The organism is uncultured Rummeliibacillus sp. (assembly GCF_934216135.1).
Lineage (GTDB): Bacteria > Bacillota > Bacilli > Bacillales_A > Planococcaceae > Rummeliibacillus.
On record NZ_CAKQBI010000009.1, the window covers coordinates 55,086 to 80,331 of the forward strand.

16 protein-coding genes are annotated in these 25,246 nt (G+C 34.2%); 6 read left to right on the forward strand and 10 right to left on the reverse strand.

All coding sequences use genetic code 11. From position 1 onward, the window contains the following. Positions 1 to 55 precede the first annotated feature (55 nt). Positions 56 to 1,225 (reverse strand): PLP-dependent aminotransferase family protein, encoded by a 1,170-nt coding sequence (locus Q0977_RS08035; protein WP_124217743.1) that lies wholly within the window; start codon positions 1,223 to 1,225, stop codon positions 56 to 58. A gap of 377 nt (positions 1,226 to 1,602) precedes the next feature. On the opposite strand from Q0977_RS08035, the gene Q0977_RS08040 reads away from it, so the two are divergent. From Q0977_RS08040 to Q0977_RS08050, 3 genes are all read left to right on the forward strand, one after another. Then, positions 1,603 to 2,382 carry an amino acid ABC transporter substrate-binding protein gene (locus tag Q0977_RS08040; RefSeq protein ID WP_119414442.1) on the forward strand — a complete coding sequence of 260 codons (780 nt, stop codon included), beginning with the start codon at positions 1,603 to 1,605 and terminating at the stop codon, positions 2,380 to 2,382. Between the two features lie 137 nt (positions 2,383 to 2,519). Continuing rightward, the gene (locus tag Q0977_RS08045) at positions 2,520 to 3,179 is read left to right on the forward strand and encodes an amino acid ABC transporter permease (protein WP_119414441.1); all 660 of its coding nucleotides are present in this window, start codon (positions 2,520 to 2,522) and stop codon (positions 3,177 to 3,179) included. A gap of 15 nt (positions 3,180 to 3,194) precedes the next feature. Further along, positions 3,195 to 3,941, forward strand: a complete 747-nt coding sequence (locus Q0977_RS08050; RefSeq protein WP_299512367.1) for an amino acid ABC transporter ATP-binding protein — start codon at positions 3,195 to 3,197, stop codon at positions 3,939 to 3,941. A 104-nt stretch (positions 3,942 to 4,045) separates the two neighbouring features. On the opposite strand, the gene Q0977_RS08055 is transcribed toward Q0977_RS08050, so the two are convergent. After that, positions 4,046 to 4,483, reverse strand: a complete 438-nt coding sequence (locus Q0977_RS08055; RefSeq protein WP_119414439.1) for a universal stress protein — start codon at positions 4,481 to 4,483, stop codon at positions 4,046 to 4,048. 230 nt (positions 4,484 to 4,713) lie between these two features. On the opposite strand from Q0977_RS08055, the gene Q0977_RS08060 reads away from it, so the two are divergent. Both Q0977_RS08060 and Q0977_RS08065 read left to right on the forward strand, forming a co-directional pair. Beyond that, complete coding sequence (locus Q0977_RS08060; protein ID WP_119414438.1) at positions 4,714 to 8,169, forward strand: S8 family peptidase; 3,456 nt, start codon at positions 4,714 to 4,716, stop codon at positions 8,167 to 8,169. 260 nt (positions 8,170 to 8,429) lie between these two features. Further along, complete coding sequence (locus tag Q0977_RS08065) at positions 8,430 to 10,103, forward strand: ribonuclease J (protein ID WP_119414437.1); 1,674 nt, start codon at positions 8,430 to 8,432, stop codon at positions 10,101 to 10,103. A gap of 130 nt (positions 10,104 to 10,233) precedes the next feature. Here the strand turns inward: Q0977_RS08065 and Q0977_RS08070 are convergent, their stop codons facing one another. From Q0977_RS08070 to Q0977_RS08085, 4 genes are all read right to left on the reverse strand, one after another. Further along, on the reverse strand, positions 10,234 to 13,221 hold the full coding sequence (locus Q0977_RS08070; protein ID WP_299512512.1) for a S8 family serine peptidase: 2,988 nt from the start codon (positions 13,219 to 13,221) through the stop codon (positions 10,234 to 10,236). A 424-nt stretch (positions 13,222 to 13,645) separates the two neighbouring features. Further along, the gene (locus tag Q0977_RS08075; protein WP_119414435.1) at positions 13,646 to 15,046 is read right to left on the reverse strand and encodes a SpoVR family protein; all 1,401 of its coding nucleotides are present in this window, start codon (positions 15,044 to 15,046) and stop codon (positions 13,646 to 13,648) included. Between the two features lie 109 nt (positions 15,047 to 15,155). After that, positions 15,156 to 16,331 (reverse strand): sporulation protein YhbH, encoded by a 1,176-nt coding sequence (gene yhbH, locus Q0977_RS08080; protein ID WP_119414434.1) that lies wholly within the window; start codon positions 16,329 to 16,331, stop codon positions 15,156 to 15,158. Positions 16,332 to 16,520: 189 nt separating this feature from the next. Next, complete coding sequence (locus Q0977_RS08085) at positions 16,521 to 18,416, reverse strand: PrkA family serine protein kinase (RefSeq protein ID WP_119414502.1); 1,896 nt, start codon at positions 18,414 to 18,416, stop codon at positions 16,521 to 16,523. Between the two features lie 335 nt (positions 18,417 to 18,751). Between Q0977_RS08085 and Q0977_RS08090 the strand changes: the two genes are divergently transcribed. Then, positions 18,752 to 19,726 (forward strand): M23 family metallopeptidase, encoded by a 975-nt coding sequence (locus Q0977_RS08090; protein WP_124217756.1) that lies wholly within the window; start codon positions 18,752 to 18,754, stop codon positions 19,724 to 19,726. A 422-nt stretch (positions 19,727 to 20,148) separates the two neighbouring features. Here the strand turns inward: Q0977_RS08090 and Q0977_RS08095 are convergent, their stop codons facing one another. The 4 genes from Q0977_RS08095 to Q0977_RS08110 form a co-directional block, all read right to left on the reverse strand. Continuing rightward, positions 20,149 to 20,613, reverse strand: coding sequence for a carbonic anhydrase (locus tag Q0977_RS08095; protein WP_164489566.1), 465 nt, complete (start codon positions 20,611 to 20,613; stop codon positions 20,149 to 20,151). A 21-nt stretch (positions 20,614 to 20,634) separates the two neighbouring features. Beyond that, positions 20,635 to 21,000: a DUF2294 domain-containing protein gene (locus Q0977_RS08100; RefSeq protein ID WP_119414432.1), complete on the reverse strand. Its 366-nt coding sequence runs from the start codon at positions 20,998 to 21,000 to the stop codon at positions 20,635 to 20,637. A 68-nt stretch (positions 21,001 to 21,068) separates the two neighbouring features. Then, positions 21,069 to 23,675: a DUF2309 domain-containing protein gene (locus Q0977_RS08105; RefSeq protein WP_299512383.1), complete on the reverse strand. Its 2,607-nt coding sequence runs from the start codon at positions 23,673 to 23,675 to the stop codon at positions 21,069 to 21,071. Further along, a complete protein-coding gene (locus Q0977_RS08110; RefSeq protein WP_124217736.1) occupies positions 23,672 to 25,204 on the reverse strand; it encodes an NADH dehydrogenase subunit 5 in 1,533 nt (510 codons plus the stop codon). The genes Q0977_RS08105 and Q0977_RS08110 overlap by 4 nt, the downstream gene beginning before the upstream one ends. Positions 25,205 to 25,246: the final 42 nt, after the last annotated feature.

Below are 25,246 nucleotides of genomic sequence, written 5' to 3' on the forward strand. Positions count from 1 at the left end.
AAAAAAATCCAACGAAAAATGAGTTTCGTTGGATCTCTTTGTTATAAAAATGTCACTATAGAACTTCAGCCAATCTTCTGATACCCTCTTCAATTGTTTCTGGCTCTGAGTTTGTATAATTAAGTCGTAGTGTACTTGCACCTTTCACATTCGTATAGAATGGATCCCCTGGTACAAACGCAACTTTATTTTTAACAGCACGATTAAAGACTTCTACGGATGAAACACCTTCTCCAAGATCTACCCAAAGGAACATACCGCCTTCTGGCTTTGTAAACGTAACATGAGCAGGTAGATATTTTTCCATAGCTGAGATCATTGCGTTACATTGCTTTTTATAAAGCTCAGTTATTTGGCTAATATGTTTTTCATAATCATTATTTGCTAAATAATCATAAATCGCATATTGTGAAATGACATTTGTATGCAAATCGGATGCTTGTTTTGCTGCGATTAAGTGGCCCATTAGTTCTTTATTGGTTGTACATAGATACCCTACTCGCATACCTGGCGATAATGTTTTAGAGAAAGAACCAAATAATACACTATTATCAGATTTACCACCAGCAATATACGGTAAAGATTCGCCTTCAAAACGGAGTTCACCGTATGGATCATCTTCGATTAAAATTGTATTTGTTTTTTTGATGATTTCATAGATTGCTTCTCGTTTCTCTTTTGAATAGGTTAAGCCTGTCGGATTTTGAAAATTAGGAACCATATATAATAATTTTACATCATCATTTTTTAACGTTTCCTCTAATTCTTCTAAATTTAAGCCATCATCTTCAAGACTAATTGGCAAGAATTTCGGTTCAAAAAGTGAGAATGTTTGAATAGCAGCAAGATAACATGGACTTTCTACAGCCACTTTATCACCTTGGTTGATCAATACTTTCCCCATTAAGTCTAACCCTTGTTGTGAACCTGTTGTAATTAAAATATCATCAGCCGTTACATCCATATCGAATCGTTTTTTATAACGGTTAGCAATCCATTGACGTAAAGGCAAATACCCTTGAGTACCAGAGTATTGGAATACCTTTTCACCAGATGTTTGCAGTACGCGATTCATAGAATCCTGAAATTCTGCTATTGGAAAAGAAATAGGATTAGGTAAACCTCCTGCGAAAGAAATAATATCCTTTGCTTCTGTTAATCTCATAACTTCTGCAATAAATGAGCTATCTGTTTTTAACATTCTATCAGAAAAAATTTGTACCATAATCCATTCTCCTTCTTTGCTACATTCATATATTTTATATTATATCAAATCACAAATTATTACGAATTGTCAATATTATTAAGAAAATTTAGGTAAATTAAAATCTTATACGTAAATGAAAACGCTGAGAATTAGCATAGATCTCTCTATTTAAAATCATTTCTTATAAGTTTCTACTATATTATAGATAGAATTGCTATTTTGGTTTATTCGAATATCTTTCGCCTCATTTTCACATTATTTAACAAGATCAATATATCAAAAAAGCTATTGTATTTTACTATCAAATGATGTTATAGTTTTATTAACCTAGTAGTTTGCTAACACACTAGTGAACTAAAGCAAAAAATTTACAATAATATAAGGTGGTTTTATATATGAAACGTTTTGCGATCATAACTATGTTCGTAGTGTCTATATTAGGCATTTTAGCTGGATGCTCCTCTAACAACTCTGCATCAAAAGACGACAAAACTTTAGTTATTGGTGTTGATGATTCTTTTGCTCCAATGGGATTCCGCGATAAGGATAATAATATCGTTGGCTTTGACATTGACTATGCAAAAGCAGCAGCTAAAGAAATGGGTTACAAAGTAAAGATTCAACCTATTGAATGGAAAACAAAAGAATCCGAATTAAGTAGTGGTCGAATTGATTTAATTTGGAACGGATATACTATAACAGATGACCGTAAGAAAAAAGTTAACTTTACTAAACCTTACTTAAAAAATGCTCAAGTAGTTGTAACACTTGCAGATTCAAAACTTTCAAAGTTAAATGATTTAAATGGTAAAGTAGTTGGTTTACAAGCTCAATCTTCAGCAGCTGATGCACTAAACGCAAATGCTATTAAATCTAAATTAAAGAATATCAGTGAGTATTCTGATAATGTTATGGCACTAAATGATTTAAAAAATGGACGTACAGATGCTGTAGTAATTGATGAAGTTGTCATTGATTATTACATGTCAAAAGAAAAAGGCACTTTCAAAATTCTTGATGAATCTTTAGCACCTGAAGAATATGGCGTTGGTGTTAAAAAAGGTAATGAAGAATTACTAAACAAATTGCAAAAAGCACTTGATAAGATGAATGAAGACGGCAAAGCAGCTGAAATTTCTAAAAAATGGTTTGGCGAAAATAAAGTATTAAAGTAAAATAAGTAACAGACAAAATCGGGTTTCCTTTTTTGGAAACCTGTTTTGTTTTTAATATGTAGGATTGAAATTCCATTTTCTTTTAAATTATCGTGATTGATAAGTAAATGGTGAATTTCATTAGGAGGAACGCTTGTATGAGCTTTGACTATTTCATTTCGATTCTTAAGCCGATGCTCCAAGGATCTCAAATGACTATACTATTATTTATAATTGCCATTGTATTGTCTATACCTTTTGGTTTTTTATTGACATTGGCAGTAAAGAGTAGTTTTAAACCACTGTCCTGGTTAGCACAAGCCTATATTTATGTAATGCGTGGGACACCACTTTTACTACAATTATTGATCATCTGTTTTGGACTACCTATGATTCCTGGAATTGGTCAGTATCTAGTATTAGATCGTTTTACTGCAGCATGCATTGGATTCATCCTTAACTATGCTGCTTACTTTGCGGAAATTTTCCGTGGTGGTCTACTAGCGATTGATAAAGGACAATATGAAGCAGCACAAGTGCTTGGACTAAACAAATTCCAAACAACTACTCGTGTTATTCTTCCACAAATGTTCCGAATCGCTATTCCATCTTTGGCAAACGAATCAGTAACATTAGTAAAAGATACAGCATTATTATATGCCGTGGCTGTTCCTGAACTACTACACTATGCAGAAACTGCAGTAAACCGCGACTTCACGATTTTCCCATTCTTTGTTGCAGGTGCTATCTATTTAATCATGACACTTGTTCTTACACTAATCTTTAAATGGATTGAACGTCGTTTTACATTTGAATAGAGAGGAGTGATCGATTTGGCTATTATTGAAGTATCCAAACTAAAAAAATCATTTGGTAAACTAGATGTATTAAAACAAATTACTTTTGATGTAAACAAAAATGATGTTGTAGCAGTTATCGGTCCCTCTGGATCTGGTAAAAGTACGATGCTTAGAAGTCTTGTTCATCTTGAAGATATTAATGGCGGAAGTATTGCGGTTGCGGGCGACTATCTTGTGAAGGACGGTATTTATGGGAAACCACAAGAGATTAAACAAGTGACATCTAAAATGGGAATGGTTTTTCAACATTTTAATCTATTCCCCCATCTCACTGTCAAAGATAATCTCGAAATGGCTCCTCGTCTTTTAAAAAAGGAATCGTCCAAAGCAATTAGTAATCGTAGTATGGAACTATTAGAAAAAGTTGGACTTGCTAACAAAGCTTCAGCATACCCTGCTAATCTTTCAGGTGGTCAAAAACAACGTGTTGCGATAGCACGAGCACTTATGATGGATCCTGAAATTATGTTATTCGATGAACCAACTTCGGCACTTGACCCTGAGTTAACAGGAGAAGTACTACAAGTTATGAAGGATTTAGCAGAAGAACATATGACAATGATTGTTGTCACACATGAAATGGGATTTGCTAGAGAGGTTGCCAACCGTGTTCTATTTATGGACAATGGTGAAATTCTTGAATCTGGAACGCCTCAAGAATTGTTCGACAACCCTAAATTTGAACGTACAAAAGCTTTCTTAAATCGTAGCTTGAAATAATCTATTTTCAAGGACATGTCAAAAAGGGATAGCCCATAAGTTTTCGACTTATGCGGCTATCCCTTTTCCTATTTATCAAAAGAATTGAAGAAAAAATCTTATTTCTATGGTCTTACTACTAGAACATCACATTTTGCTGAACGAACAATCCCTGTAGTAACACTACCGATTAAAAATCTTTCCACTGCATTAAGACCAGTAGCACCACAAATTATTAAATCAGCTTCTACTTGTTTCGCAATATCTTTTGTTATTGCTGATTTTGGAGAACCATATTCTACGACAATATTGATATTTTCTAAACCTTCAGCTTTCGCATTCTTATAACTTTCTAATAAGTTTGTAGCAAATTCTTCGGCACGTTTCTTTTCTTCTGTAAAATTATATGCTTCAAGCGCTGAATATACACGGGAATCAATGACATTTACTAAATGTAGTGTTGCATTGTTTCGCTTTGCAATTTCAACCCCTCTTTTGAAAGCTGCTTCAGCTTCTTTAGAACCATCAATACCAACAATAATATTTTTATAATTTAATGTCATAACTTTATACCTCCCTTTAATAAGTAAATTATATCATTCCAACATTTACAGAAGTTGGTCCTAATTTGTGAACATTAGGTTTACAATTATTACAATTTAAATATATTTTTTCAATAATGTTAAGAATATTTCAATTTATATCTATCTTTTGAATCAGAAATAAACTATAATGGTATTTATTAACATAAAGAAACTCTAATAATATAGTAGTTTCTAATAGGAGGAATTTTGTGAAATCGATATCAAAAAAATTCGTAGCTGCTAGTTTGACCTGTGCACTAGCCATTACACCGATCAGTAGTATATCAGCTTCCGCTAAAACAGGTTCTGCTTCAACAATACTTCAAAAGCTTGGAGAGCAAGATCAAAGTTCAAACAAAAGAACAGCCAATTATAGTGAAGACACTCTTATTATCAAATATTCAAGCCCCTTGACTCAAACAGAACACCAAAAAGCTGGAGGTACTGTTTTAAAACAAATTTCCGGTTTAAAATATGTAGCTATTAAGGTTAAAAACAAGAAAAAACTTCAAAAAACTATCCAAAACTATCAAAAGAATAAGAAAGTTGTTTCTGTTGGTCTAAGTCCAAAATACAAACTAACCGGTACAGTAGATCCAAAAGTAAGTGAGCAATATATGCATAGCATACTAAAAACTTCAAATGCTCAAAAACTTGCTGGTAAACATCAAGTAAAAGTAGCTGTAATTGATACTGGACTTGATAAAAAACATCCTGAGATTAAAAGTTCTATTATTAAAAGTACAAATATTATCGATCCGATGAATCCTACTACCCCAGATACTCATGGAACTCATGTTGCTGGCATTATTGCAGGTAAAAAAGATAACGGCATTGGTGGTTACGGAGTAGATCCGGCAGCGAAAATTCTTTCATTAGACGTATTTGGCGGTGATGCTTGGACTTTTGATTATACAATTGCGAATGCTATCTTAGAAGCGGTCAATCAAGGTGCGGATGTCATTAACATGAGCTTAGGTGGATCATTCCCTTCAGAGGTTTTAAAAGAAGCTGTCGATAAAGCTATTAGCAAAGGTGTTATTATCGTGGCAGCAGCTGGTAATGACGCATCTGATATGGATTTCTACCCAGCTAAATATGAGGGAGTAATAAGTGTAGGTTCTATTAATAAGGATAAAAAACTAAGTTATTATTCAAATTATGGTCCTGCAACCGATGTAGTTGCACCTGGTGAAGATGTATATTCTTCTTATTACGATACGAAAAAAGGATCTACTTTTACAAAGTTAAGTGGAACATCTATGGCATCTCCTGTTGTGGCTGGTACTGTCGCTTTACTATTATCAAAGCATCCAAATTTAAAACCTGCAGAGGTCGAATATATTCTTGAAAAGACGGCAACTGATTTAGGTGAAAAGGGTTTTGATAATAAGTATGGTAATGGTTTAGTAAATCCTGTTGCCGCACTAAAATTTGATGTCAAAAAGATTCCTTCTTTAGTAACTTCAACTTGGGGTGAAAAAGAAATATTAAATAATGCAGAAACAGTTGGATCCCCTGCAGAAGTCACACATAACTTCACTAAACCATCGGAGCAAAAATGGGTGAAACTTCCTGTTGAAAAAGGCCAATATATTCAAGCTTCTTTATCTGGGTCTTCAAAATATGACTACAAAATGAGCATTCAGTTCTTTGGTGACAGTCAACAACAAAAAACAGATGTCAATGATGTTACTGAAGGAAAAACGGAAGGAAAACTAATTCAAGCTCCATTTAGTGGAACCGTTGCAATTGGCATAAAAGATGTCAATGGTAGCTATGATGATTCAAGTGCAAAACAGTCCCATGCTACGCTAAAAGTTCAAAAGCTCGATCAATTACCTGATGATGAATCGACAATTAGCGAACCTATCGCTATCGAAAGTTTACCTTTTAGTAAAGATGGTCTCTATTTGACTGATGAAAAAGGTGATGAAGATTACTTCCACTTTACATCAAAAGATGCACAATTTATGAAGTTTAGCACAACAGGCATCCCAGGAGTTGATATTGGACTAGCTGTTTATGAAAAAGAACAATTATTCCCTCCAGTTACTGATGATAACGGGAATCCGCTCCCTTCTGGCGAAACTGAAGAAGTAAATCCAGAAGATGTGTCACCACTAAGTTCAAGCAATACAGGTGGATATGGGGCAAGCGAGACGGTAACATTCCAAACAGAGCCTAACAAAGAATATTATTTAAAAGTTACTAGCAAATCTTCTTTCGCAGATATGGATATTTTCCAATTATTCAGCGGATTTTATGGAAGTGAACCAAGACAATCAGCACTACCATATGGCGTAAACTTAGTTGGCAAAACAATTCCAGAAGATGAAGATAATTTTAGTGGTTACGAATCATCAGATGATGATTTAGTATCCGTTATCAATACGAATACAGGTTCAAAGATATCAATAATTTCAGCTTTAGAAAGTTTGGATGATTCTGATCTAATTAGCCAATTAGAAACAGTTGCATTACCGTATCAATTGGGTGGTTCAGCACAAGGATATCTACAAAATACAGAGGACCAAGACTGGTTCAAAGTAAATCTAACTACAAATGGTGTCTACAAGTTTAATATACCAACGCCTACTAGTAACATTCCATATGTTACATTATTTGAAGTAGTCAAGGATAAAGACGAAAATGGTAAAGAATATCAATTTCTTTCAACAGTAGCAACTAATGAGGATTGGTATTCATGGGATGAGTGGATTACAAACAATTTTATGGCTAGCCTAGAAAAAGATAAAACTTATTACATGTCCATTAGCCCTAACCCAGAAACAGGGCAAATCCCATACGATGGCTATCAAATTACGTCAAAACTTTTAGCTGAAAATCCTGGAGATAAATATGAAAATAATAATGGTCCAGAAAACGCGAAAGACTTCCCGAAAAATGGTGTAACAGCAAACTTTGGAACAACAAATGATGTAGACAGCTATTATTTCACTGCACCGCAAAGCGCTGTATACGGAGTAAAATTCTCTAGAACTACATTAACTTCAGCACTAAAAGCGAAGTATCCAAAAGAACTTTTAGCTCCATTCTATGGATATATTGAAATTTCAGAGGATGTTAACAATAACCGTAAACTAGATGAACAAGATATGGATCGTACTTCGTACATTTTGAATATGACAGAAGATGGTACAACTACAGGTTCCTTTGAAGCTAAAAAAGGAAAATCATATTTCGTTACGACTTATGCTTCTATTGATTCAATGGCAGGATTAACACTATGGCCATATCAATTAAAAATCAATGCAGTCAACAAAGTAGATGAAGACGCTAAATCTAAAATCACTAAAAACAAACCATCTAAGCCATTAAAACTAAAGAAAAATAGTAGTAAGTCTTACTCAGCTACTGGTTATTTCAATGCAGGTTATGAAAATGGTGATTCAGACTGGTACGTTTATAAATCTACAAAAACTAATCAAGTAACACTTTCGCTTGATGCAGGAAAAGAAATAGATGGTGTCATTGAAGTTTATCGTAATGGTAAAAGAGTGGCAAAATCTGATATCTACGAACAAGGAGATAAAGAAATCCTTAACTTAAAGATGAAAAAAGGAACTTACTATGTGAAAGTTCGAGACTCAAAAGGAAGAGCTTCTATTGATTCTTACAAATTATCTTTAAAACTTAAATAATCATTTAGAGAAGCCCCAAAAGCTCTATACGCTTTTGGGGCTTTTTTTGTTCTCCTATTTGAAATTGCTTCAATTTTAATCCCCCTTCTAAATCGATCTTACTTCTTAGTGATTTAGACAATCGAATTACAATGTAGTTTTCGTATAGGAAAAAGAATAGCTAGCTATACTAAAAATGACAGACTATACGACAAAACTTTACTGATTTTCACATGGAATTACTGCTGAAAATACAATCGGATTGGTAGGAGGAATTACTATTGGATAAGACAAAAGATTTATTATCTATTTATGCCTTAGGCGGTATCAACGAAATTGGTAAAAATATGTACGCAATTCAATATGCTGATGATATTTTACTTGTTGACTGTGGTGGGAAATTTCCGGATGAGAGTCTATTAGGGATTGATCTAATCATACCTGATATCACTTACTTGCTCGAAAACAAAGAAAAAGTTCGTGCACTAATTGTTACTCATGGACATGAAGACCATATTGGAGGTATTCCTTATTTTCTAAAAAAATTAAATATCCCTATTTATGCGACTCGTTTCACATTAGGGTTGATTGAAATAAAATTAAAAGAGCATAAAATTCTAAGAGAGACGAACCTTATAAAAATCCATGCTGAATCTAAATTACATTTTGGCCCAATTTCAATCACATTTTTTAGAACAAGTCATAGTATTCCTGATTGTCTTGGTATTGTTTTTCATACGCCAGAAGGAGTCGTTGTACATACAGGCGATTTCAAATTTGACCTAACGCCTGTTAATGATCAGGTTTCTGATATTCATAAAATGGCTAAAATCGGGTCAGATGGTGTGTTAGCACTAATATCTGAAAGTACAAACGCAGAACGACCGGGCTCAACACCATCGGAAAAAGAAGTTAAAAAACATATAGAAGATGCCTTTTTAAGTGCTCATCGAAAAATCATCATTTCTACTTTTGCTTCTAATGTAAATCGTATTCAACAAATTGTTGAAGCAACAAAAGTAACTAATCGTAAGCTTGCGCTACTTGGAAGAAGTATGGTGAATGTTGTTTCTGTCGCAATCGAAAGAGGGTATTTGAACATTCCTCCTGATATGCTAATTGATGCACGTAAAGTCATGCAACTCCCTCCAGAGGAAGTGGTTGTTCTTTGTACAGGTAGCCAAGGTGAACCTCTTGCAGCACTTTCCCGCATGTCCAATTCTGATAATCGAGATGTTCAAATTCTGCCTGATGATACTGTTATTCTATCTGCTTCCCCTATTCCTGGAAATGAAAATGATGTATCTCGCGTTGTGGACAACTTATTCCAACTCGGAGCTAAAGTTATCTATGGCTCGTCGAGTGTGACCGGTATGCATGTTTCTGGTCATGGATACCAAGAAGATTTAAAATTGATGATTACGTTGATGAAACCAAAATACTTTATCCCCATTCATGGCGAATTTAGAATGCTATACCTGCATCGTGAATTAGCTGAATCTGTAGGTGTAGAAAGGGATCATACATTCATTATCAAAAATGGCGATGTAGTTGATATTGAAAACGGTGAAGCTAGGCAAACTCGTAAAATCCCTGCTGGAGACACATATGTGGATAGTGTAGATATCGGAGAAGTTGGAGAGATTGTGTTACGTGACAGAAAGCAACTCTCAGAAGATGGTATGCTTGTCATTGTTCTAACGATTAGTAAAACAGATGGAACAATCATTTCTCAACCTGATACCATTTCTCGTGGATTTGTCTATGCCAAGGATTTTGAAAATTTACTGAGAAACGTAAATCGTCTAGTTGTAGCAACAGTACAAGACATTCAAGAGGAAGAAGCAAAACAGTGGAATGTTGTCAAAAGGAAAGTAAAAAAAGCTGTTGGACAATATCTATTTACACAAACAAGAAGAAAACCAATGATTTTACCTATTATTATTGAAATTTAAATTTTTGCCAATATAAAAGCAGCCGATAAAAGCATTTTTTGCTTTTTATCGACTGCTTTTCCTATGCAAAATCTAATTTTGAATCTTGAGCTTAATAAATCGAAGTTAACTAGTTAATACTTACTTACAATTATTTCTTCACAGTTACTTTTTTTGCTTTACTTGTATTACCAGCTTTATCTTTCGCTGTTACATATAATACCGTACCTGCTTTTTGTTTTTTGATTTTCACTGAAAAGCTGCCCTTACTATTGGCTTTTGCTTTTCCGATTGTTTTACTTTTTACTTTTACTGTTACTGTAGAACCTTTTTCAGCTTTCCCTTTAACAGTTGTTGATTTACTTGTTACTGTATTGACCTTCGGTGTAGATGGCGCAATTTTATCTTTTACAGTAACTTTTACAATTTTACTTGAGCGTTTTGCAGAATCAACAGCAGTAATATATAGCTTAGCACCTGCTTTTTGTTTTTTAATCTTAATTTTAAATTGGCCCTTGCTATTTACTTTGTCTTGACCAATTACTTTTTTGGATGCATTTTTGATCACTACTGTTAACTTAGCCTTAGCTGTTCCAGTTACATATGTTGTCTTGTTACTGATTGTATTTACTTTTGGTGCTTTTGGAGATTTGTCTTTTTCAACATAAATGTTTAGTACTGATTTGATCGTACCTGTTGAGTCTTTTATCGTTACTTGAAGTTTTTGATCTTTTTTCTGTGCTGGGATTTTAATAGTAAATGTTCCTTTAGAAGAAGCCGTTGCTTTTCCAATTACACTTTTACCCTTTTTCACTTCAACTTTTGCACCTTTTACAGCTGAACCAGAAAGAGTTGTCTTCTTTTCAATTATCGGATTGATCTTTACTTTTAAATCAACTGTGCTATATGCATTGTAAGCATTTAAACGACCGTAACCTGAAACAAGATCCTTACCTACAGGTAGATCAAAATCATCAAACTCACTCATAGCACTTCCGATGATATCCATAAGGCTTTCACTTGCATCTTCATTATCTTTTTCTTTAAATGCAACATTGTCAGCACTTTGATGTAAAAGTGTTCTGATTTCAGATACCTTCAATTTTGAATTTCCGGATAATAGTAGTCCTGCTATAGCTGTTACGTGAGGAGTTGCCATTGACGTACCACTCATATAAGTAACATTTCCATTTGGTACAAGACTAGGAATATTCGTCCCTGGTGCAACTATATCTAGTTTTTCTCCATAATTAGAGTAATCTGAGACAATATCAAAGTTATTAGTAGCTCCTACTGAAATAACATATTGAGAACTTGCAGGATAAGATAAACCAAATTGTCCATCATTTCCACTTGCAGCAATTATCACAACATTTTTAGATGCTGCGTATTTTAATGCGTACTCTATTGTTCGGCTATATTCTCCACCAAGACTTAAGTTGATCACTTTTGCCCCATGGTTAGCAGCATATACAATACCATTGGCGATTTGTTCACTATCTCCTGAACCATCAGCATCTAAAACTTTTACTGGCATAATTTTAGTATGTTGATTGATACCTTCCATCGAATAGCCATTGTTAGATTCTGCTGCAATAATACCAGTAACATGTGTACCATGGCCATTATCATCTAACGGAAGTGAATCTTGACTTACATAGTTTTTCCCGATATCCATACGAACATGATGTTTCAAATCTGCAAGCGAGTTATCGACACCTGTATCAACTACTGCAATTGTTGTATCTTTTACAGTTCTTTTTCCTAATAATTGTTGCATTTTTTCATTACGAATATCTGCATCTTTTACACCTTCATCTTTTCCAAGGTTTTTCAATGACCATTGGTAAGACGTTTGAACATCGTTTGAAAAGGCACGATATGTTTTTACAGGTTCAACATATTCGACTTCAGGGAGTTTTTCAACTTGTTCAACTGTTGCTTTAAGGTTTTTAGCTTGAGCTTTAGCACTCATACTAGAGTTCTTGTCACTATCTAAATTAACTACATATATGTTATCTACTATTTCATCGTTTGAATCTATAGATGATAATGTTGATAATGTATTGTTACCACTAATTTTGTCTTGTACTGATTTTAATGATTTGCCGTCTTTTAATTTAAGAATATATTTATTAGTATTATTTGTGTTAGGAAGTGTATTGACTACTCTTTTTGTAACATCTACTAGTCGTTCACCAGCAAGATTAGATGACATTCCTGCTTTCTTCGATAGAGTGTTCATTTGAGTTTGTAATTTAGTTGGTACTGCATTATTAACAATATTAAATAGTTCGTTGATTGCATTTGCTTCTGTTTTACTAATCACTCTTGAACTACTTCCACCGTTTTTGTTCAGTTCAGTTATAAGCGGTTGTATTACAACTAAATTTTCATATAGATCTTGCTTGATGTTTTTGTTAAAAGCCATTTTTGCTAAGATAAACGGTGTTGCTTTGTAATATAAAGATGATAATGCTTGTCCCTCTTTTGTCTTTAAAAGTATACCATCGCGGAAAAGGCGAATATCTTTTAGCATTTCTTTTGCACTTTTCTTACCTTCAACACTAGCCTCAATTGCACAATTAGAACCTGTTGCATCTAGTGTAGTTGGCGGTAATTTTACTGATTCTGACTTAAGAGTATAGCTTGCAGAACCTAAGTCTGAGTTTTCTACTGATTCTGTATTAAGACTCACATCTGGCATTGAGTAATCAGTCAAATCATCCACCATACCGTTGTATTCTACTTTTATGTAGTAGGGACCATCCCAGGCATATGGAAACTGAATAGTAGTAGCTTCTCCAGGTATTGTTCCGGTCGTATATTGTTCAAATGTATCATCTGCTAGTGCTTTTTCTTTACTAGAATAAACAGATAAATTGATCACTTGATCGCTATTTAACGTTAATTTTATATGTGAATATTTTGAAATTTGTTCTTTAGTTGGTGTGATTTTATACCAATGGATTCCAGGTGATTCAAAAACCCCATCAATCTGGTTACTATCTGTTACGGATGTTGCATCTTCAATTGAAGTTGTTGGAAGTGTATCTGCATAATATTTTTGTGGTAATGTAAAGCCAAATACTAATGCAAATATAAGCATCCAAATTGCTATTTTACTTGTATTTTTCATCTTCACTTAAATACCTCCTTTTCTTTTTTAAGGAAATTGCTTTCTACTCTATCATAACGAGAATTCTCTAATACTTCAAAGTAATATTATAGTTATAAAATAATCTGTACTATATTCTCAGAAAATATCATTATAATTTACTAAAAATTAACTAATTAGTTCTTTTCCTTATATAACATACTCCCTACGATAAAGTGAAATCCCTATCAATAGAGATATTACTACGTACGAATTTCCCATTTATGATAGATTTGATTCTTTAATAGATTTATGCTTGACTAGTCGGATATTATGCATTATTTTTCTCTTTATTTCACTTTTGCTCGTTATCTATAAAAATCTGAACTGATATGAAAATAATTTTTGCAAAATTAATTTTACAGCACACTAAAGCCCATGAAGCTAATTATTCATGGGCTTTTCATCATAAATACTTCTTAGTATTCTTTTTTCCATCATAAGAATAGAGTACAAATTTGTCCTCTACAACTGTTCTTATATGAACAGGACGTCCCCATAATTGATAAATGTATGGTAAGACATGATCTAAATAATGTGGATCAAGTTCCATACCTTCATATCCATGCACTAAATATAATTCACCGTTACGTAAATAATCGCCATTTTCGACAAAGATATATGGAAAACCACCATTTACTCGCATTGACACTAATTGATCTCTAATTTCCTCGTAGTCCTTAGTTGTAATTCGATAATCTGATCCTTGTTTACTAAACAAGTAGAGATCCTCTTGTTTAACTAAATCCTTTGTTAAATAGTTTCGTATAAATGACATATCTGACTCTACTTCTCGCACTTCAAAGATTTTTTCTCTACCTGAGTTTGGTTTGATACCTGCTCTTTTCATTTCCTCTGTTGGATTGTCGTATCGTTGTTCAATATCTTCGAATATTTTGATGCCTAAATAATATGGGTTAATAGATGTTTTAGAAGGCTGAACAACACCTGCATTTAATTTGGCATATTCTATTGTTTCTTCTGTTTTTAAATTAAGTTCTCTCATAATACGTTGATGCCAGTACGAAGCCCAGCCCTCATTCATGATTTTAGTTTCTAATTGTGGCCAGAAATAGAGCATCTCTTCTCTCATCATCGTTAATATATCTCTCTGCCAATCCTCTAATTCCGTGCTGTACATTTCGATAAAAAGTAGTAAATCCTTTTCTGGTTTTGGAGGGAACTTTTTCTTTTTATATCTGATTTTACTTTCCTTCTTAGGTTGATCTAAACTCCATAGTCCATCATATGGGGTCTTTGCAGTTGTTAGTTCATCATCTTCCTCTTCTTCATATTCGTTGTACATTAATTTTGGACGTAAAATTGAGGGGTCGATATGCTCTTGTATAGATAAGACTGCATCTAAAAATTGCTCTACTTCGTCTTTTCCATAAAGCATTTCATAATGAGCAATTCGCTCTGCAGTTGCTGTCATACTTTCAACCATATCTCTTCTTGTATTAGAGAAACGCACATTATTTTTGAAAAAGTCACAATGTGCTAAAACGTGGGCAATGATTAACTTATTTTGCGTGAGTGTGTTTGTATCAAGCAAAAATGCATAACACGGGTTTGAATTAATAACAAGTTCATAGATTTGGCTTAAACCTAAATCATATTGTAGCTTCATCTTATGAAATTGTTTTCCAAAGCTCCAATGTGAAAAACGAGTAGGCATACCATATGCCCCGAATGTATAGATAATATCGGCCGGGCATATTTCATAGCGCATTGGGTAGAAGTCTAATCCAAACCCCAACGCAACTTCTGTAATTTCATCTATTGCTTTATGAAGTTCCTTTTCCATTTATGGAATCCCTCCGCACCATTTTTTAAAATAGGCTCCGTTGAACAATACTGTTGAGTTTTGAAAGGCTAGTAATATCCTAGACTTTTCGTTAAAAAACGAAGATAGATTATTTTGCAGTAGCTTCAGGTTGTTCTTTTTGGAAAAAGCATTTTAATGCTTCATACACGTCGCTTTTACTTTTCAAAACATAATGTCTAAATTTCTTATTTTCAATTTTTTTATAGTTATACATAAGGGTTGAAAAACGATTATGTGGGTTTACTTCACCATAGCCAAACATACTTGAAACCTTCATCAATTCTTGAACTAAACGAACACAAATCTCATTGTCTGTTGACATATTTTCACCATCTGAAAAATGAACGGGATAAATATTATATCTTGCTGGATTATATTTTTCCTGTATCAATTCCAATGCTTTTGAATAAGCAGATGAACAAATCGTCCCTCCACTTTCTCCTTTTGTAAAAAACTCTTCTTCCGTTACCACTTTGGCCATTGTATGATGCGCTATAAATTCAATTTCAACCGTTTCATACTTCGAACGTAAAAATCTTGTCATCCAAAAGAAGAAACTTCTTGCACAATATTTTTCAAAACTTCCCATCGATCCACTTGTATCCATCATAGCCAATACTACTGCTCTAGATTCAGGCTTTACTACCTCATCCCATGTTTTGAAACGTAAATCATCATTATGAATAGGAGCAATGGACGCATTTCCTTTCATCGCATTACGTTTAATGGCGTTTAAAATTGTTCGCTTTTTATCGATATTTCCCATAAGCCCTTTTTTGCGAATATCATTGAATTCTATTTTTTCAGTTGTAATATCCGCTTTTTCTTTCTCTTGTAAGTTCGGTAACTCTAATTCTTTAAATAGCACATTTTGGACTTCTTCAATGCTCACTTCTGCTTCATAATAATCTTCGCCGGCAGCATCGCCTGCTTTTTTTCCTCTTCCTGGTCCTTGTTGTTTCTCTCCGCTGCCATCACGGGCTACAACATCACCAATCTTGCTATCCCCTTTTCCTTGGCCAACGTGCTTCGACTTACCGTAGTTATAGCGAATTTTATATTCATCTAAGGAACGAATTGGTATTTTGATAACATCGCGCCCGTTTGACATAATAATGTTTTCTTCACTAACTATGTCAGGTAAATTATTTTGAATGGCTTCTTTTACTTTTTCCATATGACGTTGTTGATCTTGGTGTCCTTTACGATGAAGAGACCAATTTTCCTGAGATATGACAAATTGCTTATTCGAATTTTCAGTCATTTTCATCCTCACCTATCTATTATTAAAAAATTTTTTACTCACATATTCATCATCTAGAAAGCTATCATTTTAATCCTAGTTGTAGAAAAAATCCTTTTCTTATACTATGCTAACTTTTATAATTATTTAACTTTTTAAGATAAAAAAATGGAGTGTCCTAAAAATTATGTGGACACTCCTATTCGGTGCTTAACGATTCAATAAGCTACCTACATATTGTAACAATTCGTTAGCTGAAGTTGAGTTATACCCATGTTCATCGATTAATGTAGCAACAACCTCATTGATCTTCTTAAGTTGTGTTTCATCTGGTGTTTTTGAAGAAGTTGTAATCTTCACAACATCTTTCAAATCGGCAAACAATTTCTTTTGTATAGCTTCTCTTAATCTTTCATGAGAATTATACTCAAAACGTTTTCCTTTTCTTGCATAAGCGGATATACGTATAAGGATTTCTTCGCGGAATCCTTTTTTCGCGTTCTCTGAAATGCCTATTTGCTCTTCTATCGAACGCATTAACTTTTCATCAGGATTCATCTCTTCACCAGTAAGAGGATCGCGCAATTTGTTTTTGTTACAGAAGGCTTCGACATTATCAAGATAATTATTCATCAGTGTTTTTGCAGATTCTTCATAGGAATAAACAAATGCTTTTTGTACCTCATTTTTCGCAATTTCATCATATTCTCTTCTTGCAACAGCAATGTAATTCATATATTTTTCTTTATCTTCTTGGCTAATAGATGCATGTTGGTCAAGCCCATCCTTAAGTGACAGTAATACATCTAATGCATTGATAGATGGAACTTTCTTACGAATAATTGCAGAAGAAATTCGATTAATAATATAACGTGGATCGATTCCATTCATACCTTCATTTGGATATTCCTTTTTTAAATCATCCACATCCACTGAGTTATATCCCTCAACACTTTCTCCATCGTATAGACGCATTTTCTTAACTAAATCGATACCTTGCTTTTTCGGAATTTCAAGTCGAGTTAATACTGAGAAAATTGCTGCAGCTTTTAGCGCATGAGGTGCGATATGAATATGCTTCATGTCACTTTCTCTAATCATTTTTTCATAAATTTTTTCTTCTTGACTGACTTTTAAGTTATAAGGTATAGGCATGACAATAATTCTCGAATGCAGTGCTTCGTTCTTTTTATTGGAGATAAACGAGCGATATTCTGTTTCGTTTGTATGAGCAACAATCAGTTCGTCTGCACTAATTAATGCAAATCTTCCTGCTTTAAAGTTACCTTCTTGGGTGAGAGATAAAAGGTTCCATAAGAATTTTTCGTCTAATTTCAGCATTTCTTGGAATTCCATCATACCTCGGTTAGCTTTGTTTAACTCCCCATCGAAACGGTAAGCGCGTGGATCTGATTCAGAGCCAAACTCTGCAATTGTAGAAAAATCGATACTACCTGTTAAGTCGGCTATGTCTTGCGATTTAGGATCAGATGGTGTGAATGTTCCAATACCAACACGTTTGTCTTCAGAGAAGAAAATCCTTTCAACCATCACATCTTCAATGCGTCCCCCATACTCTTGCTCAAGTCGCATTGTGTTCAATGGAGATAAATTCCCCTCTATACGAATACCAAATTCGTCAAAGAAATCATCTCGCAGGTGATGAGGAATAAGGTGCAGTGGATCTTCATGCATCGGACATCCCTTAATGGCATAAACGGCTCCCTCATCTGTTCGTGAATATTGCTCCAATCCTCTTTTTAGTAATGTCACAATTGTCGATTTACCACCACTTACTGGTCCCATTAATAATAAAATCCGTTTACGCACATCTAATCTTCTAGCTGCTGGATGAAAATATTCCTCAACCAGTCTTTCAATTGCTGATTCAAGGCCAAAAATTTCTTTTCCAAAAAATTGATATAACTTTTTCCCGTCTTTTTCCTCTAAACCAGAACTTTTAATCATATTGTACACGCGCGAATGTGCTGTTTGAGCTACTTCAGGTCTTTCTTTTACAATATTTAAATACTCAGCAAAAGTCCCTTCCCATCTAAGCCTGTTTTCTTCTTCACGATAACTCTTAAACTTGTTTAAGATGTCTATAGCTTTTCCCTCCATTCAGGCCTGTTTTATTTCATAGTATGAAATTGGAGGGTTAATGATAACCATTACTATTTTTTTGATGAATTTTATTTAGAGAAAAACTACTCTTTATGGTAAAAATCTTTTTTCTTTGTGATGAAAATTGTTTTGCTTTATTTAAGGAGTCATCATGTGTTAATCAAAAAAGACTTGAACCTACATCAATAGGATAGACAAACTGATAAACAATATGTAATTTTTGCTCATGGAAAATGAATTTTCGGATATTCTAATTGATATGGAAAGGAGGATGTATAAATTTGCCCAGGAATTTACTTTCTGTAATAACTTGTATCATGATTTTTAGCACATTATTCTCTTTGGATGCATACGCAAAAGAAACCACTCCTTCAAGAGAAGAGATTTTGAAGCAGCGGATGAACCATTACGTACAATATGAACGTTTACTTGTTCCTTGGTATTTTTTGGCTGCCGTTGATCAATATGAGCGGAATATACAATTAGTTCGAAAAGATATCCCCAAACGTAATAGCGTCATCGCTATTCAATTTTCGGACGAATTCTGGGCTGGTCCATTCAATCCTTTAGTTCAAGATACTTCACCAGCAACGATTAATTATTTTGGCGGAATGGGGCTTGACGGAAATAAGGATGGTATTGCAAACTCTGATGATGATAAAGATGTCATGTTTACAATGGCAACATATCTAAGTCAATTTGGTCCTACCCTAAATGACTTCAAATTAGCATTATGGGATTATTACAAAGACGATAAAGTAGTAAACCAAATCTTAACTAATGCAAAATTATTTGAGCATTTTAATACCCTCAACTTGGACAAGCATTCATTTCCGATTACACTTGGCTACGATTACAGCTATAGAGGAACTTGGGGAGCCAACCGAGGATGGGGTGGAAGAAGAATTCACGAAGGAACAGATGTATTTGCTGGGTATGGAACTCCTGTACTCTCTGCTTCCTATGGTGTAGTTGAAACAAAAGGATGGAATCAGTTTGGCGGATGGCGAATTGGTATAAGGGATCAAAATAATTCTTATCATTACTATGCCCATTTATCTTCATACAGCAAAGACATTCAAGTAGGCGGTATTGTAGAGCCTGGAAAAGTTATCGGATTTGTCGGTAGTTCTGGATATGGAAAAGAAGGTACATCAGGTAAATTCCCACCACATCTCCATTACGGCATTTATAAATTTAATGGTCGTACTGAATGGGCGTTTGATCCTTACCCATCCCTTTTACTATGGGAAAGACAAACAAAAGAAGCGAAACAAAAGCAAAATGGTTAATCTTATTCAAGAAAAAGCAGTTGGAGGATGATACCTCTTCCAACTGTTTTTTTATGATTATTATATGTAATTTAGCCCTTTTAAACAGACGTTTAACAATTTATTAAAATCTGTTGTTATTTTTAATTTAATAGAATAAATCTATAACTTTTTAGACATACTAATAGAAAACTAATAATGGAAGGATGATTTTGTTTGAATCATTTGGAGCAGCACATTACAAATAATAATAACCTTGTATATGAAGACGTTAGAAATAAAATAACATCTATTATTTATAGCCTCCATTTTGACTGTTGTTATCATGTTGAAGACTGTATTATCGATTTACATAAACTACTATTAACATTAGACGATTTGGAAGGCTCTCTATAGTAATAAAAGAAGCCAACAAATTTGTTGGCTTCTCCGTATTTCTATTATTAATCAATATATAATTCAGTCACTTGCACATGAGGTGGAAGTAAAGGGTGAGTTTTAATCATATTTACATTAGATTTCAACGTTTCTACTATATTATTAGTGTTTTGTAGCCATTCGCTAACACTATTTCCTGCAAATTCAGGCTTACAAGTTTTAAATAAATAATCTAGCTCTTGTATTTTATCTTTCATTTTTTTATTCTCATATATTCTACTTACTACTTCTTTTGTATTCCGTGCATATTTTTTTGAAGCAACTACAAAAATTTCTTCAATATTTTCTTTATAAACAGCTATAATTATTTCTCTCATTATCTCATCAAAATATTGTGAAATTAATGCCCCATTATTTTCTACTACTACTAAATTTTCAGGGTCCATAATATTAGCCTGTTTCATCAAAAATTCCAATTTGTATTCGCCATCTATTATGAATAGAGTTTTCTTTTTTCCATTTCTACACATTAACTTCACCTCAATTTTTGTCTAGGATAATTTACTTTGCAAATCAGCTGAAAGTTTAAACAGCATTACACGTTCTCCAGTTTTAGTACTAAGGTCGGTGTGAAAACTTACTACTTCTTCACCTGTAATATCTAGAATGATTTGTTTTAATTCATCCAAACCTGATTCTACCAAGCTATTACGGTGTTCTTTTACTGATAGTAGTCCTTCCTTATTTTTGCACACGGAGTATTCAGCTTTTGTCAGGATCCCACGTAAATCTACAATAATCATATCGCGTAATATATCAGACTTAACTGAAACTGATCCCCGTCCTAGATAACTCTTTTCCCAATGAGTTAATGCTTTACTTATTTCTGATTCCATAGTTCCTTTTGTTTTATCCATTGTTCCTATCCCCTATAAATAATCATTTTGTGATAACAGTTATAATACCATAACATCAAAGTAAATGATTATGACCAGCTTATCCATGTGCCATCAGAATCAATTGATGATAATCGAATCCAACCATGGTGTATTTTTTGAAGAAATGCTGGATTACTTTCTAATAGCCTTTGGATATGTTTTTTGGGGGCTTGAATCACTACCAATAAGCGCAAAGGTTCATGATAGGCCTCATCATCCGATTTCATAACAGACTGCCATGGAAGACCAAATAATAGATCACTTGCATTCCCCTGCATAACTCCTGCACCTGCAGTTATAGTTTGAGTAGTCTTGTTGCCACTTCCGTAATAATGAGGTGCTACAGTAGATGCAAAATATTGCAGGTTAATCCATTGTGCAACTTTAGCTGGTCCTGCAATAATTTTGGCCAGTATTTCACCATTCTCATCATACTTCCAATTATAATTATGAAGGAAAGCCCTACCTTCCAAATCACATGCTTCAGTAAGTTTACGTTCCCCAATGATAAATGCTGCATTACGGGACAATCCCCATTCCGGGCGTACCTCACTCCAGTCCTCTGCAAAACGTTGAATCTCTTCACTCGGATTTTTGCAATTTGTTTCTAAAGTAGGTAATTGAACGATTCTTTCTGCATTAGCTTCTTTTCGAACTTCTGGCAATTTTGTTTGTACATACTCTAATGATTCTTGTGCTTCTTCAGTAAGTTCTGGAACATAAACAAAATGAAGCTCATCGAGTGATGTGATATGCTCAGCTGCTACAAAAATAGTATCTTGAGGAATAACTATATGATCTTGTTTTAACATTTCTCTTACTTTCGGGAGATTACATAAAGTTGCTAATACACGTGCATTAAATGCACTAGAAGCTCCCCCACATGCACCACAATCTAGAGAAGAAGAATACGGATTATTTGTACTATGACTAGCATGACCACAAATAACAACTAATGGTGCAAAGTGATCTGTCAGCCCCATCATTTTCAAAGCTTGTCGTGCATAAAATAGTTGCTCTTTTTCAGAAAATCCTACTGGTAACTCAGCGTCAATTGTATGCATATGGTCAAGTGAAAGTTTTGTAGCTGGCTTGTGTAACCATTTTTCTCTCATCTTACGTATTGCTTTGCCAGCTTTCTGTGGCACAAAACTTCTCGCTAAGGTTTGTAAGCTTAGCCAAGGGCCACTAATCTCTGGCAATAATAAGTTTGTAAACATGTTATGTTTCATCATATGGAATGTATAGTTCAGAGAATTAGCTGTATTTTCACGTTCCTTATATTGTTTTAAGTCGGTATCAGATGCTGCTTCAACTACTTTATACTGAGGTTTAAACATAATAGGTAAAGATTCATGACTATGCTTACTTCCGAGTTTTGTTGTTTCAATCGGTAAACCGAAAAAGCCAGCAGTTCCAAATGTTTCGAAAGGACCAACTTTTTCTAGTTGTCGACGGAAAGGTTCTGATCGCACATCAATACAAAAAGCAAATTGTGCCTTAATAGAATCTGTTTGTACTTTTACTTTTCTTTGCTGTGATGAGATCATTTCTTTTATTTGAGCTTCATATGTTTTCTCCCACGCCTCTAACCAAAGTCGACTGCAAACAAATTCATCAAAACGGTCAGCAAGTAACAAACGCGCTCTTGTTTCTGTAGCTGTTAATTTTGACCAATCAGAAATTTGCATATTGCCCCATCTAGTCCAATTGAGTAGCAATGACTCAATAGATACTTCCTCATCTTTTTGAGATTGTAGTGGGAGAAATGATTGAACCATTGCATACTCCATAGATACTCGAACTGCTAAATATTCTAATAATAGTTTTTCTTCTTGAGTAGATTGTTGAGAACGCCAAAGCATCATCCCAGCCCAACCTGGTAAAGCAAGTAAATGAGCTTCTAGATAATCTTGTCTTTGAGATTCAGGAACTTTTAAATCAATTAGCATATCCCTTAAAGCGTGTTCTGCATCTTCAGGTAAATGCTTCAATTGTTTACGCAAATGGTGATTTAGTGCTGGATCATATGGAACTATTTCCTTCCAAGCTTTATAAAACCCCTGTTCTCGATTAGGCATAGACCACACAGCTTGTGATTCATCCAAATACAATTTACACCATTTAATCATGTGTATATTTAGTTCCTCGGCTATTTTTTCTTTCCCCATCTTTTCGATACGTTGACTAATTGTAAGAACTGTATAATTTCGAGGGATTTGTGGTTTATAATGATTGAGTTCTAATGCTAATTTTTTTAATTCATCTTGTGAAAAATGATCATTTTGCTGATGAATCTTAAGTGCGTGAAGGCAGTATTGCTCAGCAACGCTTCTTGGTAATTCTAAACCTTGTCGATCAAGCCAAGCTGACACTCCTGCTTCTAAATATTTTGGATCAATCTTATCTTTTTCATATGCAGAAAATAGCATTTCTTTATTTGGGTAAATCTCTACATCACATGTATCTTTTAATCGACGCGCTACTTGTTCAAAGGTTTGGTGTTCTAATTCTGACCAAGGACTACGAGCTGCGAATTGGTTGATGTTTCCTAACGGTACGATTGTATCACTAGCGGCTTTCACTAAATCATTAATATCAAAACTAAGGTAATTATTTTCCTTTTCAAAGTTTAAATTTAATGCTGTACTCAATGTACGTTACCTCCTCGAGATAGTAATTGTGTCAGATATTTTGGGTGACTTTCTACTAAATTACCTTTCGGTTCACCTAAACGTATTAACCAAAGATAAATAGTAATTGATGTCTTGGAATTTTTACGAATTGACCATATTCCAATGACACTTGCAACGATTAAAATGCTTAAAAGTAAAATCCCCATAAAAATAGATTGTGTAGTTTCGCTCGGGATGACACCATACAAAAAACTATGGAATCCTGTATGCACTAATTGGAATATAATTGCCGCTCCAACAAATAAAATCGCTCCTACGATTCTTCCAATATGTCCAGCCCCAAAAGCAACAAGTTGTGTCCAAGCAAGAGCTACAGACCACCCTAAAATAATTGCACTTACGAATTGATACCCATCAGTAGGAGAAGTAAGCCAAAATGCAATGCCTAAACCTAATCCTAATACCCCACCGAATATCATCCAGATCACTGAAGAAAGTTGGCGTTTATGAACTATTGGTTCTCTTCGTTTAGCAGCTGAACCAGCTTGTAAGAATAACGTCGACTTAAACAGGCCATGTAATACTGCATGAGTAATGGCAGCTAAATATGCTCCTAAAGCACATTCGATTAACATGAATCCCATTTGTGCTATTGTAGAACCTACAAGTTGGCGTTTATAGTCAACTTGTACGAGCATAATCCCTGTTCCAACTAACACGGAAACACTAGATAGAATAAGTAAAACAACTTGTACTGAATCACCATTAAAAAGTGGTGCAAAACGTGTCAGCATGATACTTCCTGCATTTACAATACCTGCATGCATAACAGCTGAAATAGGTGTCGGAGCAACTACTGAGTCTAGCAACCACCGTTGGAAAGGCCATTGTGCTGCAGGAATAAAAATTGATAACAACAGTAAAAGATTAATCGATGTTTTCTCCCAAGTTTTGAATTGTTCGAGGCTTTCTTGACTTAGTATTTGTGACAAATGCCAATGCCCCGTAACTTGCTCAATCCATACAATTGCGATTAATAAGATCAACCAACTGATGGCAAAATATCTACTCGAAATCTTAGAAGCATGCCGAGCAACTTTCCATTCCTTCCTCATGCCGATTAGCAATACTAATCCAAGAAGTGTAACACCCCATCCAAGCATAAGTAATCGCAAATCATCACTTAACCATGCGAGAGAATCTGCAATTGTCATGACTGTTAATAATGCAAAATACTTTCGATAAGCCCGATTTCCAAATAAATAATGCACCGAATAACGTTGAACGATTAACCCAATGGTTAAAACAAATGTTGACCATAGCCATGATAAAGAATCAAAATGCCAAGGCCCTATTATCACGCTCTCATTATTAAAAACTAATGCCAATAAAGCAATAATTGGTGGTAATGCAATAATACCTATATGAACGCGTATATAACTTACAGGAATTCTTGGTACTAACAAGATTAATGCACTAACTACGGAAACAGCTAACAATATAAAAAATATTGTTATCCATGGAATCATCTCAAAAAAATTCAACATCCAACATCCTCCCCTTGAATGGATGAAAGGCAAATAAAATTC